The organism is Caulobacter sp. D5, assembly GCF_003185805.1.
Classification (GTDB): Bacteria; Pseudomonadota; Alphaproteobacteria; order Caulobacterales; family Caulobacteraceae; genus Caulobacter.
The window spans coordinates 1-15,388 of the sequence record NZ_QHJY01000077.1; the positions used below are offsets into that span (position 1 = coordinate 1).

Annotated in this window: 17 protein-coding genes; 12 read left to right on the forward strand and 5 right to left on the reverse strand. The window is 69.0% G+C overall.

Annotation, left to right across the window (positions count from 1 at the left end; translation table 11 throughout):
- Both DMC18_RS05940 and DMC18_RS05945 read right to left on the reverse strand, forming a co-directional pair.
- Positions 1–687, reverse strand: a 687-nt coding sequence (locus DMC18_RS05940) for a flagellin (protein ID WP_110132766.1), incomplete at its 3' end; no start/stop codon positions are given.
- 318 nt (positions 688–1,005) lie between these two features.
- Positions 1,006–1,350 carry a hypothetical protein gene (locus DMC18_RS05945; RefSeq protein ID WP_110118093.1) on the reverse strand — a complete coding sequence of 115 codons (345 nt, stop codon included), beginning with the start codon at positions 1,348–1,350 and terminating at the stop codon, positions 1,006–1,008.
- Positions 1,351–1,425: 75 nt separating this feature from the next.
- Here DMC18_RS05945 and DMC18_RS05950 point away from each other — a divergent pair, with 75 nt between their 5' ends.
- Complete coding sequence (locus tag DMC18_RS05950) at positions 1,426–2,409, forward strand: YafY family protein (protein ID WP_110118092.1); 984 nt, start codon at positions 1,426–1,428, stop codon at positions 2,407–2,409.
- A gap of 3 nt (positions 2,410–2,412) precedes the next feature.
- Here DMC18_RS05950 and DMC18_RS05955 read toward each other — a convergent pair whose 3' ends face one another.
- Positions 2,413–3,423 carry a DNA topoisomerase IB gene (locus DMC18_RS05955; RefSeq protein WP_110118095.1) on the reverse strand — a complete coding sequence of 337 codons (1,011 nt, stop codon included), beginning with the start codon at positions 3,421–3,423 and terminating at the stop codon, positions 2,413–2,415.
- 105 nt (positions 3,424–3,528) lie between these two features.
- Here DMC18_RS05955 and rlmJ point away from each other — a divergent pair, with 105 nt between their 5' ends.
- The 3 genes from rlmJ to phaH all read left to right on the forward strand — a co-directional run bounded on the left by rlmJ (position 3,529) and on the right by phaH (position 6,454).
- On the forward strand, positions 3,529–4,353 hold the full coding sequence (gene rlmJ, locus DMC18_RS05960) for a 23S rRNA (adenine(2030)-N(6))-methyltransferase RlmJ (protein WP_110118091.1): 825 nt from the start codon (positions 3,529–3,531) through the stop codon (positions 4,351–4,353).
- 4 nt (positions 4,354–4,357) lie between these two features.
- Positions 4,358–5,632, forward strand: a complete 1,275-nt coding sequence (chrA, locus tag DMC18_RS05965) for a chromate efflux transporter (protein ID WP_110118090.1) — start codon at positions 4,358–4,360, stop codon at positions 5,630–5,632.
- A gap of 90 nt (positions 5,633–5,722) precedes the next feature.
- The gene (gene phaH / locus DMC18_RS05970; protein ID WP_110118089.1) at positions 5,723–6,454 is read left to right on the forward strand and encodes a phasin PhaH; all 732 of its coding nucleotides are present in this window, start codon (positions 5,723–5,725) and stop codon (positions 6,452–6,454) included.
- 162 nt (positions 6,455–6,616) lie between these two features.
- Here the strand turns inward: phaH and DMC18_RS05975 are convergent, their stop codons facing one another.
- Complete coding sequence (locus DMC18_RS05975) at positions 6,617–7,075, reverse strand: PaaI family thioesterase (RefSeq protein WP_110118088.1); 459 nt, start codon at positions 7,073–7,075, stop codon at positions 6,617–6,619.
- A gap of 145 nt (positions 7,076–7,220) precedes the next feature.
- On the opposite strand from DMC18_RS05975, the gene DMC18_RS05980 reads away from it, so the two are divergent.
- The 7 genes from DMC18_RS05980 (at position 7,221) to DMC18_RS06010 (ending at position 12,423) form a co-directional block, all read left to right on the forward strand.
- Entirely contained in the window at positions 7,221–8,060 is an 840-nt protein-coding gene (locus DMC18_RS05980) for a hypothetical protein (RefSeq protein WP_110118087.1), read from the forward strand.
- Positions 8,057–8,359: a DUF3253 domain-containing protein gene (locus DMC18_RS05985; RefSeq protein ID WP_110118086.1), complete on the forward strand. Its 303-nt coding sequence runs from the start codon at positions 8,057–8,059 to the stop codon at positions 8,357–8,359. Before DMC18_RS05980 ends, DMC18_RS05985 begins: the two co-directional genes overlap by 4 nt.
- Before the next feature lie 100 nt (positions 8,360–8,459).
- The gene (locus DMC18_RS05990; RefSeq protein WP_110118085.1) at positions 8,460–9,116 is read left to right on the forward strand and encodes a glutathione S-transferase family protein; all 657 of its coding nucleotides are present in this window, start codon (positions 8,460–8,462) and stop codon (positions 9,114–9,116) included.
- Positions 9,117–9,179: 63 nt separating this feature from the next.
- Positions 9,180–9,563: a hypothetical protein gene (locus tag DMC18_RS05995; RefSeq protein WP_110118084.1), complete on the forward strand. Its 384-nt coding sequence runs from the start codon at positions 9,180–9,182 to the stop codon at positions 9,561–9,563.
- 48 nt (positions 9,564–9,611) lie between these two features.
- Positions 9,612–10,196 (forward strand): uracil-DNA glycosylase family protein, encoded by a 585-nt coding sequence (locus DMC18_RS06000; RefSeq protein WP_110118083.1) that lies wholly within the window; start codon positions 9,612–9,614, stop codon positions 10,194–10,196.
- Positions 10,193–11,227 carry an alpha/beta hydrolase gene (locus DMC18_RS06005; protein WP_110118082.1) on the forward strand — a complete coding sequence of 345 codons (1,035 nt, stop codon included), beginning with the start codon at positions 10,193–10,195 and terminating at the stop codon, positions 11,225–11,227. The genes DMC18_RS06000 and DMC18_RS06005 overlap by 4 nt, the downstream gene beginning before the upstream one ends.
- A gap of 134 nt (positions 11,228–11,361) precedes the next feature.
- Positions 11,362–12,423 (forward strand): Glu/Leu/Phe/Val dehydrogenase, encoded by a 1,062-nt coding sequence (locus DMC18_RS06010; protein WP_110118081.1) that lies wholly within the window; start codon positions 11,362–11,364, stop codon positions 12,421–12,423.
- 126 nt (positions 12,424–12,549) lie between these two features.
- On the opposite strand, the gene DMC18_RS06015 is transcribed toward DMC18_RS06010, so the two are convergent.
- Entirely contained in the window at positions 12,550–13,995 is a 1,446-nt protein-coding gene (locus DMC18_RS06015; RefSeq protein ID WP_233245148.1) for an MFS transporter, read from the reverse strand.
- A 150-nt stretch (positions 13,996–14,145) separates the two neighbouring features.
- Between DMC18_RS06015 and DMC18_RS06020 the strand changes: the two genes are divergently transcribed.
- A complete protein-coding gene (locus DMC18_RS06020; protein ID WP_110118079.1) occupies positions 14,146–15,324 on the forward strand; it encodes a VWA domain-containing protein in 1,179 nt (392 codons plus the stop codon).
- Positions 15,325–15,388: the final 64 nt, after the last annotated feature.

Below are 15,388 nucleotides of genomic sequence, written 5' to 3' on the forward strand. Positions count from 1 at the left end.
CACGCCGGCGTCGAGGCTGTCTTGCAGCTTGCCGACGAAGGTCAGGTGGGTGTCCAGGCCCGTCGAGCTGGTGCCCAGCGAGGCCAGCTTGTTGGTGGCCGTCTGCAGGGCGGTGTCGATGGTCGAGATCATCGTCTTGGCCGCGGCCGCGTCGGTGAACGACGTACCGGCGCTGAGGCCGATGCCGGCCAGCGACAGGGTCTTGGAGTTCACCGTGATGCCCGAACCGTCCGAGTTGGCCAGGTAGGTCAGCTTGGCGGTCTTGCCGTCGATGATGCTGGCGCCGTTGAACTTGGCGTTGCTGACGGCCTTGGTGATCTGGTCGCGCAGCGAGTTGAAGTCCGACTTCAGGGCGTTGAACGAAGCGGTGTTCAGCGAGGTGTCGGAAGCGGCCAGGGCCTTTTCCTTCATCTTGCCCAGGAGGTCGGTGACGGTGTCGCCGGCGGCCAGGGCGACGTCGATGGTGGACTGGCCGCGTTGCAGCGAGTCCTTCACGGCGTTGATCGACGAGGCGGTGGCCGACTGGTTCTTGGCGGTCGCCCAGATGGCGCCGTTGTCCTTGGCGCTACCGATCTTCTTGCCGGTGTTGATGCGCTGTTGGGTGATCTGAAGGTCGCTGTTGGTCGAGTTCAGATTTTGCAGGGCGATCATCGCGCCCGAGTTCGTGTTCACGCTGTTCAGCGCCATAACGAAGACTCCTTCTTGAGGTGTCCGGCGTCATTTTGACCCCGGAGGGCGTTTTGCCCTCCTGCAATATTTCGTAATCTCGTTATCATTGAGTGAAAATGTCGCGGTTACCGGCGCGTTCATTGTAAGCTTCTGTTAACTTAGATTGACGCAGCCGCGCGACTGAATCGCCAGGCCTTGAAGCCCGAGTCATCGAGACTCTTGGCGATCCGCGACTAGTCTCTGGAGACTTGGCGAAAGGCGCGAAGCCCAAGTGTCGGGCCGGGCTCGCGCGCGCGAAGATTCAAGCTCTCTTGGCGTGCGCGGCCGGCGCCAGAGTCACGCGCAGAGGCGGGCCGGTTCCAGCGCCGGCTCTTCGGTCTCGAACAGGTCGAAGGCCTCTTCCCAGGCCGCCAGCCGGGTCTCGCGCAGGGCCGCGTCGTCGACCACCCGCATCAGCTGGTCCTCGCGGTCGTTCCACACCAGGCCCAGGTCCGTGGCCCGCTCGGCGTCGGCGCCCAGCAGCAGGATGACGTCGGCCTTGGCCGCGCGCTCGGGGCTCAGCCGCATCAGGGTGCGGCCCGCGCCCATGTCGCGGTGGATGTCGGCGAAGGCCAGCACGGCCGAGATCATCGCGGCGCTGACCGGGCGAACGTGCCAGGGCTGGCAGGCGAGGCGGCTCATGTCGGTTTCTCCGAACGAATTGCGATGACTCCTTTTCCACGTGCGTTGCGTCAAAAACGGTCGTAATGAACCGGGATGAGACATGAGAAGGCGACGAAGCTGCTCGACCTGGCCCGCCGGCTGGCCAGTTCCTCCGAAGGGTTGACGCTCGACGAGATGGCCCAGGCCATGGAGGTGGGACGGCGCACGGCCGAACGCATGCGCGACGCCGTCTGGGCGGCCTTCCCGCAGATGGAGTCGATCGAGGACCCGCCGACCCGCCGCTTCCGCATCCCTTCGGGCCTGGACAGCCTGTTCCAGACCCCGACCGCCGAGGAGCTGGCGGCCCTGCGCACGGCGGCGGACTCCAACCAGACGGCCGGCGCCCACGGCCGGGCCGCGGCGCTGTACGCCCTGGAGGGCAAGCTGCTGTCGGCGCTGAAGGGCTCGGCCCGCCGCCGCGTGGCGCCCGACGTCGAGGCCCTGGTCCAGGCCGAGACCATCGCCGTCCACGCCGGTCCGCGTCCGCACGAGGACCAGAACGTGCTGGCGCAGATCCGCTCGGCGGTGAAGGGGCTGACGGCCCTGTCGTTCCGCTATGACGGCGGCAGCCAGCCGGGGCGCACCCGCACGGTGACGCCGCTGGGCATCCTGTTCGGCCGCAGCAACTATCTGGTCTCGCTGGAGGGAAGCAGCCCCCGGCCGCGCACCTTCCGCCTGGACCGGATGAGCGACGTCCAGGCGCTGGACAGGCCGGCCTCGCCGCCGGCCGACTTCTCGCTGCAGGCCTTCGCCGATGAGAGCTTCGGCATCTATCACGGCGACATCGAGGATGTGGTCCTGCGCATCAAGGCCGAGCGGGCGGAAGACGCGATGCGCTGGCGCTTCCACTCCAACCAGGTGGTGGAGCAGGGGCCGGACGGCGTGGTGACCGTCAGCTTCCGGGCCAGCGGCATGCTGGAACTGGCCTGGCACCTCTTCACCTGGGGCGACGCGGTCGAGATCGTCTCGCCGGAGGGGCTGAAGACGATCATGGTCGGGGAACTGGAGAAGGCGCTGGCGGCGCATCGCTCCCGCTAGGCTCTACCCCGCCACCAGCCTCAGCAGCGCCAACTCCTTGGCCCGCGCCGAGCTCGCCCGTCGCCTGGGCAGGGCGCTGGTCTCGAAGGCCTCCAGCACGCGGGGATGGATATAGGCCGCGCGGCAGACGGCCGGGGTGTTGCCCAGCAGGCCGGCGACGGCCTTGATGCAGAGGTTCAGCGCCTTCTTCGCCTCGGTCTTGGTCGCGGGCTCCGGTTGCAGGCTCAGCGCCTCCAGCGCCGCCAGCGAGCCGTACCAGGTGCGGAAGTCCTTGGCCGAGAAGTCCTCTCCCGCCACGGCGCGGATATAGTCGTTGACGTCGTGGCTCTCGATCGAGCGGCGCTGGCCGTCCTCGTCGAGATACTGGAACAGGCGCTGGCCGCGCAGCTCCTGGCAGGCGCCGACGATGCGGGCCAGCCGCCGGTCGCGAAAGCCGGTGTGGTGCACCTTGCCGCTCTTGCCCTTGAACTCGAACACCGCCCCGCCGCCGGCCAGCTTCAGGTGGCGCTTCTGCATGGTGGTGAGGCCAAAGCTCTTGTTGGTCTTGGCGTACTCGTCGTTGCCGACCCGGATCAGGGTCAGTTCCAGCAGGCGCACCACGGCGGCCAGCACCTTTTCGCGCGGCAGGCCTCGGCGGGCGAGGTCGGCGTCCACCCGCTTCCTCAGGCGGGGCAGGGCGCGGCCGAAGGCGGCCATGCGCTCGTACTTGCGGGCGTCGCGGTCGGCCCGCCAGTCGGGGTGATAGCGATACTGCTTGCGGCCCTTCTGGTCGCGACCAACCGCCTGGATGTGGCCATTGGGGTCGGGGCAGATCCACACGCTGGTCCAGGCTGGTGGAATGACCAGGGCGCGGATGCGCTCCAGCGTGGCCTCGTCCTTCACCGTCCGACCGTCGGCGTCGGCGTAGGAGAACCGGCCGGGTTTCCCCAGGCGGGTCAGGCCCTGCTCCTGATCGTTGACATAGGCCAGCAGGGTCTTTTCGGCGGCGGGCGTCTGGCTGGTGTCGCGGGCCATGGCGCTCACCACGCGCCTGAGACGGAAAAATGCCGGGTCATGCGTTCGCTCCCAACCCAATCCCGGCCAACGTGGTAGACGGTTCGTCCGTTCCGGGGAGCTTCGATGAACTACCGCCACGCCTTCCACGCCGGCAATTTCGCCGACCTGCAGAAGCACGCGATCCTGCTGGCCCTGCTCGCGGGCCTGACCGCCGACGACTCGCCGCTGGCGGTGATCGACACCCACGCCGGCGCCGGGGCTTACGACCTGCGCGGCGACATGGCCCAGAAATCCAAGGAAGCCGCCGCCGGCATCGGCCGCCTGCTGGCCGAGGGCGACGCCCCCGCGCCGTTTACGCCGCTGCTGAAGGCGGTGGCGGACCTGAACGTCGGCGACGCCGAGGCGCCGCTCTATCCGGGCTCGCCGCTGCTGATCGCCCGCGCCTTGCGCCGTGGCGACCGCTACGCCGCCTGCGAGCTGCGCGACGATGATTTCGACCAGCTGCGCAAGGTGCTGGGTCCCTACGCCTTCGCCCAGGCCCTGCAGGCCGACGGCTACGCCACCGCCGAGGCCCGCGCCGGGCGGGGCGGACGCACCTTCGTGCTGATCGACCCGCCGTTCGAGCGGCCCGACGACTACGCCCAGTGCGTGGCCACTGTGCGGGCGGTGCGCAAGGTCGATCCGGCCGCCGTGCTGGCGATCTGGACCCCGCTGAAGGACCTGGAGACCTTCGACGCCTTCATCCGCGCGCTAGAAAACGTCACGGACGACGCGCTAGTCGCCGAACTTCGCCTGCGGCCTCTGAGAGACCCGATGAAGATGAACGGCAGCGCCATGGTGCTGGTCGGCGCTCCGGCGGCGATCGAGCCGCAGGTCCGCGAGATCACGACCTTCCTGGCGCAGCGCCTGGGCGAAGCGGGCGCGGCCGCCCGCGTCTGGCGCGCCTGACCGCGTGAGCCAGGCCCCCAGCCTCCGTCAGGCCTGCGCCGTCTGGCTGAAGGTCGGATGTCTCGGCTTTGGCGGGCCGGCCGGGCAGATCGCCCTGCTGCACCGCGAGGTGGTCGAGAAGCGCGGCTGGGTCGACGAGGACCGCTTCGCTCACGCCTTGAGTTTCTGCATGCTGCTGCCGGGGCCCGAGGCCCAGCAGCTGGCGACCTGGCTGGGCTGGCGGCTGCACGGCGTGCGCGGCGGGCTGGCGGCGGGGCTGCTGTTCGTGCTGCCGGGGCTGGCGGCGATGCTCGCGCTGTCGGCGCTCTATGTCGTTCATGGCCAGGCGACATGGGCCGCGCCTGCCCTGCTGGGGCTGAAGGCGGCGGTGGTCGCCCTGGTGCTGCAGGCCCTGATCCGGATGGCCGGCCGGGCGGCGCGGGGACAGGCGGGCAAGATCGCCGCCGTCCTGGCCTTCCTGGCGCTGAGCTTCACGATCGCGCCGTTCCCGCTGGTCATTCTCGTCGCCGGCCTGGCGGGCTGGTTCTTCGGCGCGCGCGACGCCGCTTTCGACGTCTCGGCCGAGCATGCGCCGCTGAAGGGCGCGGGGAGGGCGGCCCTGATCTGCCTCGCCGTCTGGCTGGCGCCGGTGGCCCTGGCCTTCGCCTTGGCTCCGCACTCCGCCCTGGCCCAGATCGGGGCGGTGTTCAGCGGCCTGGCGGTGGTCAGTTTCGGCGGGGCCTATGCGGCGCTGGCCTATGTCGGCCAGGTGGCGGGCGAACTGAACTGGCTGACGCCCAACCAGATGCTCGACGGCCTGGGCCTGGCCGAGACCACGCCGGGACCGCTGGTGCTGACCTTCGTCTTCGTCGGCTTCGTGGCCGCCTGGCGCGACGCCGATCCGGCCCTGGCCTGGCCCGCCGCGATCCTGGGCGGGCTGATGGCGGCCTGGGCGACCTTCGCCCCGTCGTTCCTGTGGATCTTCGCCGGCGGACCCTTCGTCGAACGCCTGCGGACCCACGCCCGCGCCGCGGCGGCCCTGTCGTGGGTGGGCGCGGCCGTGGTCGGGGTGATCGCCAGCCTGGCGCTGTGGTTCGCCGTTCACTTGCTGTTTCGCAGCGGGAACGAGGCGGCCTGGGGGCCGTTCCGCACCACGCTGCCCGACCTTTTCAGCCTTGATCCCGTCGCGCTGGGCCTGACCGTCCTGGCCTGCGGCCTGACCTTCGCCCTGCGGCTGCCGATCCTGGCCCTGGTGGGGGTGATGACGCTGGCGGGCCTGGCCTGTTCGGCTTTGTTCTGAAGGTTCCTTAAGGTCAGCATTTTTGCGCTTGCGAACCGGCGTTCTGTGTTATGCTGCGCCGCACAATCGCGATCGACGGAGTGAACGGCCATGGCTTCCTCGTCCTTCCTGCCCCTGTCTTCCGAGAGTCCCGAAACACCGTCGGCGCCGAACCTCCTCATCGGGGCCGCATCGCCCCTGTGGGCGGTGTTCGGCGGCGCGGCGGTCGCCGGCGCCACCTGGTGGTGGTGGTCCAACCGATGGCGTGAGGCCGTCAATATCGAGGCCCTGATCGCCCTGGCGCCCGAACCGGTGTCGCGCGGCGTGTTCGACGAGCCGGCCCCGGCCCTGATCGCCACGCCCGCCGAGGTGGTCGACGCCGCCGTCGCCGAGGTCGAGCCGATCGTCGAGACGGTCGCCGCCGCCACGGCCGAAATCGTCGAGACCGCCGCCGAGGTCCCCGTGGCGCTCGCCGAAGCCTCGGTCGAGGTGGTCGAAGCCGTTGTCGAGGTCGCGCCCGAACCTGTGGTCGAGGCGATCGCCGAGCCGGTCGAGACCGTGGTCGAAGAGGTCGTCGCCCCCGCCAACGACGTCACGTCGAAGGTCGTGGCCGCCACCAAGGACGTCGCCGACGACCTGACCCTGCTGGTCGGCATCGGCCCCAAGCTGGCCGCCTCGCTGGCCGAGCTGGGCGTCACCCGCTTCCGCCAGATCGCCGACTGGAGCGCCGACGAGCTCGAAAGCTTCGACAAGCTGCTCAGCCTCAAGGGCCGCGCCGAGCGCGACGCCTGGGTCGCCCAGGCCAAGCGTCTGGCCGAGGGGACGGGATCGACGGGCGGCTAGGCTCCGCTCTCCACGATTGTCATCCCGGCCGGAGGAGCGCGTCAGCGGTCCGTAGAGCCGGGATCTCCCACGTCGGAAGGATCGGAACGGTGGGAGATCCCGGCGCTCCGCTTCGCTACGGCCGGGACGACAAAGCTTTTGGGTGTCGGCTGAGCCGATGTCCTAGGCTCCGCCCATCGTCCAGATCTTCTTGATCACGCCGGAGAAGCTCAACATCGGCTGGCCGCCGGTGCTGAGGAGGCCGCGCACGAAGATCATCGAGCCGCCGGCGCGGATCACCTCGCCGGTCGCTTCGATCAGGTCGCCGGGCTTTGCCGGGCCGACGAAGTCGCCGTTCAGCGACACGGTCACGGCCTTGGCGTTGTCCAGTTCGCGCCAGGCGATGGCGAACAGCGAGAAGTCGGCGAAGGTCAGCATGCAGCCGCCGTGCATGAAGCCGCCGCCGTTCATGTGGCGCGGCTCGGCCCGGAACGCGCAGCGCACCTTGCCGTCCTCCTCGCGGAAATAGAACGGCCCTGCCGTGTCCTCGAAGGGATCCTGGCCCGTCCAGGTGCGCCAACCCGCCCACTCGCCGTCCTCGACCAGCCTTGGCCCGCTGACGATCTCGTTGCCGCCGTCCATGCCCTGCGCTCCCGTACTTTCTATGTTTTCGACCAGCTAGGCCCCGGCGGGGTTCTCGCGCAAGCCGGCGTCTGGCCGCAGCCCGCGAACTGGGGCAGGGTCTGCGCCTTGAGCGGGAGGGGTGGCAATGTGGGGTAGAGCGGTCGTGGCCGGTCTGGCGGCGGCGATGATCCTGACGACTGCGGCGTGCGGACAGGACGCGCCGATGATCATGCCGATGTCGGAATTCCAGCTGGAGATGCGGGCGGCGCTGCTGAAGGCCGATCCCACGCTACGCATCGAACTAGTCGGCGAGGACAGCCTGAAGATCCATCAGGCCAAGGCCGCCAAGGACGACGAGGGCATGTCGCTGTTCCTCGACAACGCCTACGGCCGCTATCGCAACGCGCCCGGGGATCTCGACAAGATCGTCGGCCAGTTGGCGCGGGTGATGGCCTCGAGCGGCGAGAAGGCCGCGCTGGAACGCGACAAGCTGGTCGTGCTGATCCGGCCCGTCGAATACCTCCAGGCGATGCCGGGCGCGGAGTTGGTCTACAAGCCGTTGGTCGGCGACTTCATCGAGGTCGTGGCCGTCGACGAGAGCGAGAGCTTCCGTCTGGCCACCAAGGACGATCTGGCCAAGGCCGGGATCGAGACCGCCGAGGCCTGGGCCGCCGCGCGCAAGAACACCGGCGAGAAGATCGGGCCCATCGAGGTCCAGTCGATGGAGCCCGGCGTCTGGTTCGTCACCGACGGCGCCAGCCTGGCGCTGAACCTGGTGTCGATGCCCGAACGCTGGGCCGCGCAGGGCATCGAGATCAAGGACGAGGCGGCCGTCGTCTTCCTGCAGCGCAACGTCCTTCTGATCGCCGACACGGCCGATCCGGCGCGGCTTTCGCGCTTCGTGAAGTTCGTGAAGGCCAACGAGGGCGAGCCCGAGGTCTTTTCGACGAGCGTTTTCCTTTATCGCCACGGAAACTGGTCGGTGCTAGAGCCGAGCAAATGACCACCCCGATCCAAGACACCATCCTTTCGCAGATGGCCGCCCTGCCGGCCGGCAAGTCCATCGACCCGATGTCGGTGGCCAAGATCCTGCAGCCGGAGCGCTGGCAGCGCCTGCTCGGCCACATCCGCACCGACGCCGTCGAACTGGCCAAGCAGGGCCAGATCGTCATCCTGCGCCACAACAAGCCGGTCAATCCCGAGAAGTTCCGGGGCGTCTATCGCCTGCGCCTGCCGCTGGAAGGCGACCCGACCAGCTTCCCGGATGTGACGGACGATGGCGCCGACGACGCCGAGGCCTGAACCGCTTCAGGACCCGCTCCGAACACGTCGGCGAGTGGGTCTTGAAATGAAACTGGATCGATGAACCTATGAGCCTCTCAAATACATCGGGAGGTTCGTCATGATCGTCTTCGGTTCGTCGCTTTCCCCCTATGTGCGCAAGACCCTGGCCTTCGGGGCCGAGAAGGGTCTGGTGCTCGAGAACCGGGTGTCGCCGCCCGGGACCCTCGATCCCGACTTCGCCGAGTGCAGTCCGTTCAGGAAGATCCCGGCCTTCCAGGACGGCGATTTCCGCATCTCGGACTCCTCGGCGATCATCACCTATCTCGAAGCCCTGCATCCGGAGCCCAACCTGATCCCGGCCGAGCCGCGCGCCCGCGCCCGGGCGGTGTGGTTCGAGGAGTACGCCGACACCATACTGGTGGCGGCCGGCGGCAAGATCTTCTTCAACCGCATCGTCGCCCCGCGCTTCATGCGCAAGCCGGGCGACGAGGCGATCGCCGCCAAGGCGCAGGCCGAAGAGCTGCCGCCGGTGCTCGACTATCTGGAGACGATCGTGCCCGACGCCGGCGGCTTCCTGCTGGAAGGCCGCCTGACCCTGGCCGACATCGCCGTGGCCAGCCCCTTCGCCAACCTGCGCCACCTGGCGCTGGACCTGTCGCATTGGCCGCGCACCAAGGCCTATACCGACGCGATCCTGGCCCGACCGTCGTTCGCCGAGCTGATCGCCAGGGAAGAGGGCCTCCTGGCCATGTTCGCGGCCCCGACCGCCGCCTGACCGCTTGCCAAGCCGCGCCTGCCAGCGGAGATTGAGCGGCAAGCGCGGGGAGAGCCAGCCGTCATGACCAACCCGTCGCCACCCGGCCTCTTCACCGACGAGGAGGCGCTCTCTTTGGCGGCCGGCCCGCAGGATCGCCTGCGCCTGCTCAAGGTGATCGAGGCCAACTTTAAGGTCATGTTGGCCTGGACGGCGACCCAGCCGCTGTCGGACGCGATGATGGTCGACGCGAAGGCCCAGGCGACGAATTTTCTGACCCAGCTCTGGAAGCATGGCTCGCTGTTCGGGGCGACGGCCCAGGAGGCTTTCGAGATCACCTGCGACGCGAGCAACAACCCGGCCTCGGGCCCGCTCGCCCTCGTCTTGCGGCTCGATACAGCCCTTGCTCTCGACGCGCCCGGTAAGCTCGTCGCCGTGCCCTTCCAGTTTCCGGTGAGCAGGTCGTAAGGCCGCGCGCCCTTGGCGCGGGACCGGCGGCCGCCTAACTGCGGGACCATGTCGCTCGACGCCCTGCTTTCCGAGATCCGCGCCTGCCGGGCCTGCGTCGGCGAGCTGCCCGAACCCCGGCCGGTGGTGCGGGTGGGCGAGGGGACGCGCCTGCTGATCTGCGGCCAGGCGCCGGGACGGCTGGTGCACGAGACCGGCCTGCCGTTCAACGATCCGTCCGGAAATCGCCTGCGCGACTGGATGGGGATCGACCGCGACACCTTCTACGGCCGGCCCGAGATCGGGGTGGCGGCCATGGCCTTCTGCTTTCCCGGGACCAATCCCAAGGGCGGCGACTATCCGCCGCCGCCGCGTTGCGCCGAGCTTTGGCGCAAGGACCTGCTGGCCTTGCTGCCGAAGGTCGAACTGACCCTGCTGGTCGGCGGCTACGCCCAGGCCTGGGCGCTGGGCGACCGGATGAAGCCGACCATGACCGAAACCGTGGCCGCCTGGAGCGAATATATCGCCGACGGCGTTCTGCCCCTGCCGTACCCTTCCTGGCGCAATACCGCCTGGCTCAAGCGCAATCCCTGGTTCGAGGACGAGGTGACGCCCTATCTTCGCCGCCGTGTCGCGGGCATGTTGGCCTCATGAACCGCCGGAGCCTTCTCTTCACCGTCGGGGCCGCCGGCCTCGCCGCCGCCTGCGCCCCGATCACCCAGCGCCCGGACCTCGCCCCGCTGGGCCTGCGCGGCGCCCGCCTGGAAGACGACTGGCTGGTCAGCTTCGACGGCGCCAAGCTGGGCATCAAGCGCTGGCTGCCCGAAGGCGGGGCGCCTACCCACGTGGTCGTCGGCCTGCACGGCATGAACGACTATTCCAACGCCTATCACCTGGCCGCGCCGTGGTGGGCGCAGCAGGGGATCGCCACCTACGCGCTGGACCTGCGCGGTTTCGGCCGCTCGCCCGCCCGAGGCGTCTGGGCCTCGACCGACCTGATGATCGAGGATGTCCGCACCCTGGTCGCCCTGGTGCGCGAGGCCCATCCCGAGGCCAAGGTCTCGCTGGCCGGGGTCAGCATGGGCGGAGGCCTGGCCATCGCCGCCATGGCCACCGACAATCCGCCGGCCGCCGACAGTCTGCTGCTGTTCGCCCCCGCCGTCTGGGGCTGGTCGAACCAGCCTCTGCCCTACAAGACCAGCCTGTGGATCACCGCCCACACCGCCCGCAGCTGGGTGGTCAAGCCGCCCGAATGGCTGGTCTCCAAGGTCCAGCCCACCGACAATATCGACGAGCTACGCCGCATGGGCCGCGACCCGCTGATGATCTGGGGCGCGCGGTCCGACACCCTCTACGGCCTGGTCGGGCTGATGGAGCGGGCCTGGGCGTCGCTGGGCAAGGTGAAGGTGCCGGTGGCCTATTTCTACGGCGAGCACGACGAGATCATCCCCGACGAGCCGACGCAGCAGGCCGCCCGCCGGTTGAAGCCCGACGATCGTTCGGCGTTCTACGCCAACGGCTACCATCTTCTTCTGGTCGACAAGCAGGCGGAAGTCGTCTGGCGCGACGCGGCGGCGTTCCTGAAGGATCCCCAGGCCGACCTGCCGTCGGGCGCGCCGCCGATCCCGGGCGCGCCGACTGCGCCGAATGTCGTCAAAGTTCAGGGCGTTCCGGCCGGACGCTAGTCGAACGTCCGGCGTATTGCAGTGCGATAAGAACGATCATCGGCCTATGTGACAAAAGGCCGATGAAGTGATCCTTGCGGCGACGGTCGTTGGAGCGTACACCCCGGCGCACTGTTTTCAGGCTGAGGCACGGCATGACCTTGTTCGATCTCCCCGATTTCGAGGGACACGAAGGCGTCCATTCGTTCTACGACGAGAAGACGGGCCTCAAGTCGATCATCGCCGTCCACTCGACCGCGCGCGGCCCCGCCGCCGGCGGTTGCCGCATGTGGGACTACGCCAGCAGCGAAGCGGCCCTGACCGACGCCCTGCGCCTGTCGCGCGGCATGTCCTACAAGAACGCCATGGCCGACCTCGACTTCGGCGGCGGCAAGGCCGTGATCATCGGCGACAGCCGCAGCCAGAAGACGCCGGAACTGTTCGAGGCCTTCGGCCGCGCGGTCGACAGCCTGGGCGGTTCCTACTGGACGGCCGAGGACGTCGGCGTCTCGCCGGCCGACCTGGAAAGCACCCGCAGGACCACCCGCTACGTCGCCGGCTTGGAAGGCCACGCGGCCGCCTCGGGCGACCCGTCGCCGGTCACCGCCGAGGGCGTGTTCCGCGGCGTGCGCCTGTGCGTCGAGCGCGCCCTGGGACGTGACCTCAAGGGCGTGAAGGTGGCCATCCAGGGCGTCGGCCATGTCGGCGCCTATCTGGCCGAAAAGCTCCACGCGGCCGGCGCCCAGCTGATCATCGCCGACGTCAACCAGGTCGCCCTCAATGAGGTGGCCGCCAAGACGGGCGCTGAGATCGTTTCCACCGACGCCATCTTCGACGTCGAGGCCGACGTGTTCGCGCCCTGCGCTCTGGGCGGCGCCATCTCGGCGACGACCCTGCCGCGCCTGAAGGTCAAGGTCATCGCCGGCGGCGCCAACAACCAGCTGGCCGACGCCCTGATCGGCCAGACCGTGTTCGACCGCGGCATCCTCTACGCCCCCGACTACGTCATCAACGGCGGCGGCATCATCAACGTCGCCGCCGAGATCCGCGCCCTGGAAGCCGGCGGCGCCTTCGACCCGGCCTGGGTGGCGACCAAGCTCGACCGCCTGGCCCTGACCCTGGCCGAGGTGCTCGACCAGTCCAAGGCCGAGGGCCGCCCGGCCAACCTCGTCGCCGACGAGATCGCCCGCGCGCGCATCGCGGCGGCGCGTCCCTGATCGCCCAAGCGGGCGACCCCCTCAGTCGCTCCGCGACAGCTCCCCCAGAAGGGGAGCATCTATGCGGCGCAAATCCTCCCCCTCTGGGGGAGGTGGCCCAGAGGGCCGGAGGGGGCCGCGCAGCGGCTACCGCCCGCTCAAGCTCGCGCCCGCGTCCTTGTCCAGCCGCAGATAGACCGGCAGGGCCAGCAGGGTCACCAGCCCGATCGCCGCGAACGGCAGGGTGAAGCTGGCCGGCGTCAGGCCGCCGGCGCCGACGTCACGGGTCAGGTGCAGCATCAAACCACCGAAGCTGACCCCCAGGGCCAGGCCGACCTGCTGGCTGACCGCCGCCAGGGTCGAGGCGGCCGCCACGCGCGGCTGGGGCACGTCGGCATAGGCGATGGTGTTGGCGGCGATGAACTGGCTGGACCGCGCGAAGCCGCCGACCAGCAGCAGCCCGATCATCAGCCCCATCGGCGTCGAGGCGGTGAAGAGGCCCGGGACCGCGGTTATGATCGCCGTGGCGACGACGAACACCGCCAGGGCCGAGCGGAAGCCGTAGCGCTTGAGCAGGGCGCTGGCGAACGGCCGGGCCACCAGCACGCCGGCCCCGGTGGCGATGGTCACGGCGCTGGCCTTCAGCGGGCTCCAGCCCAGGGCCACCTGCAGCAGGAGCGGCATCAGGAACGGGCTGGCCCCGATGCCAAGCCGCACGAAGGTTCCGCCCAGCAGGCTCGCCCGATAGGTCGGAAAGCGCAGCAGGGTCAGGTCCAGGATCGGCCGGCTCACCATCTTGCAGCGTCGCAGGTAGAGCCAGCCCGCGCCCAGCGACACCACAAGCAGGGCCAGTTGCAACGGCGGCGGCAGCAGCGGCAGGCCGGCGGTCTCGGCCAAGCCGATCAGCCCCGACAGGGCGATGGCGCTCATGATGAAGCCGGGCGTGTCGAAGCGGCCGGCCTCGCGGTCGGGCGCGCCCTTGGGCACGAAGCGGCGCACGGCGATCGCCCCGACCAGGCCGATCGGCAGGTTCAGGTAGAAGATCCACGGCCAGTCGGCGATCGACAGCACGAAGCCGGCGATCGGCGGTCCGATCAGCGGCCCGATCATGGCCGGCATGGTGAACCAGCCCATGGCGCTGATCAGCTTGTCCTTGGGCGTGGAACTGACGACGATCAGCCGCGCCACCGGCGTCATCATCGCCCCGCCGATCCCCTGGATCACCCGCGCCCCGACCAGCTGGGCCAGGCTCTGCGACAGGCCGCACAGGGCCGAGCCGCCCAGGAACACCAGCATGGCCAGCAGGAACACCCGCCGCGCCCCATAGCGCTGGGCCGCCCAGCCGCTGGCCGGGGTGAACACCGCCAGGGCCAGAATGTAGGAGGTCAGCGCCAGCTTCAGGTGGATCGGATCGGCCGAGAAGGCCTGGGCCAGGCGCGGTAGGGCGGTCGACAGGGCCGTGGAGTCGATGAACTCCATCAAGAGGGCGCTGGCCACGGCCAGGGAGACCAGCCGGGTGGTCCAGGGGGACGGATCGGGCGCTTCGATTTCGAGGGAGGGCGCCGGGCGCGGATCTGAGGCGAGATCGGACACGGGCGCCAGTTACGCCCGGGCGGCCGCCGGCTCAAGGAAAGAGTGGATAACCCGGGTCCACGGAGGTCGCCGTTGCGCCGAACGCCTCGAGGCTTCATTCTGCCAAACAGACGTTCGAGACCTCCCCAGAGACTCCCCGAGACCCGGCCGATGTTCCTCCGTTTCTTCTCCGAGCTGCGCCAGGCCAAGGTGCCGGTCAGCTTGCGCGAATACCTCCTGCTGATGGAGGCCCTGGACAAGGGCGTCATCGACCGCTCGATCGACGACTTCTACTTCCTGTCGCGCGCCAGCCTGGTGAAGGACGAGAAGAACCTCGACAAGTTCGACCGGGTGTTCGGCCATGTCTTCAAGGGGCTGGAGACGGTGGGCGAGGGGATCACGGCCGACATCCCGGAAGAGTGGCTGAAGGCCCTGACCGAGAAGTTCCTCACCGACGAGGAGAAGGCCCAGATCGAGGCCCTGGGCGGCTTCGAGAAGCTGATGGAGACCCTGCGCGAGCGCCTGGCCGAGCAGAAGGAGCGTCACCAGGGCGGCAACAAGTGGATCGGCTCGGGCGGCACCTCGCCGTTCGGCAACAACGGCTACAACCCCGAAGGCGTGCGCATCGGCCAGGACAAGGGCCGCCACGGCCGGGCCGTGAAGGTCTGGGACAAGCGCGAATACAAGAACCTCGACGACAGCGTCGAACTGGGCACCCGCAATATCAAGGTCGCGCTGCGCCGCCTGCGCAAGTTCGCCCGCACCGGCGCGGCCGAGGAGCTGGACCTGAACGGCACCATCCGCGGCACGGCCGAGAAGGGCTATCTCGACATCCAGCTGCGCCCCGAGCGCCGCAACGCCATCAAGGTGCTGATCTTCTTCGACATCGGCGGCTCGATGGACGGCCACATCAAGCTCTGCGAGGAGCTGTTTTCCGCCGCCAAGACCGAGTTCAAGAACCTGGAGTTCTACTACTTCCACAACTGCCTCTACGAGGGCGTGTGGAAGGACAACAAGCGCCGGCACACCGAGAAGGTCCCGACCTGGGACGTGCTCCACAAGTTCCCGGCCGACTACAAGGTGATCTTCGTCGGCGACGCGACCATGAGCCCCTACGAGATCACCTATCCGGGCGGCAGCGTCGAGCACTGGAACGAGGAACCGGGCGCCATCTGGATGAGCCGGGTCACCGACATCTACCAGAGCTGCATCTGGCTGAACCCCACGCCCGAACGCCACTGGGACTACACCCAGTCGATCGGCGTCATGAAGCAGCTGATGAACGAGCGCATGTTCCCGCTGACCATCGACGGGCTCGACAAGGCGATGCGGGAGCTGGTGCGGGGGTAGCAGGGATCCTTCTCCCCTTGCGGGAGAAGGTGGCGGCCGAAGGCCGTCGGATGAGGGGTCTCTC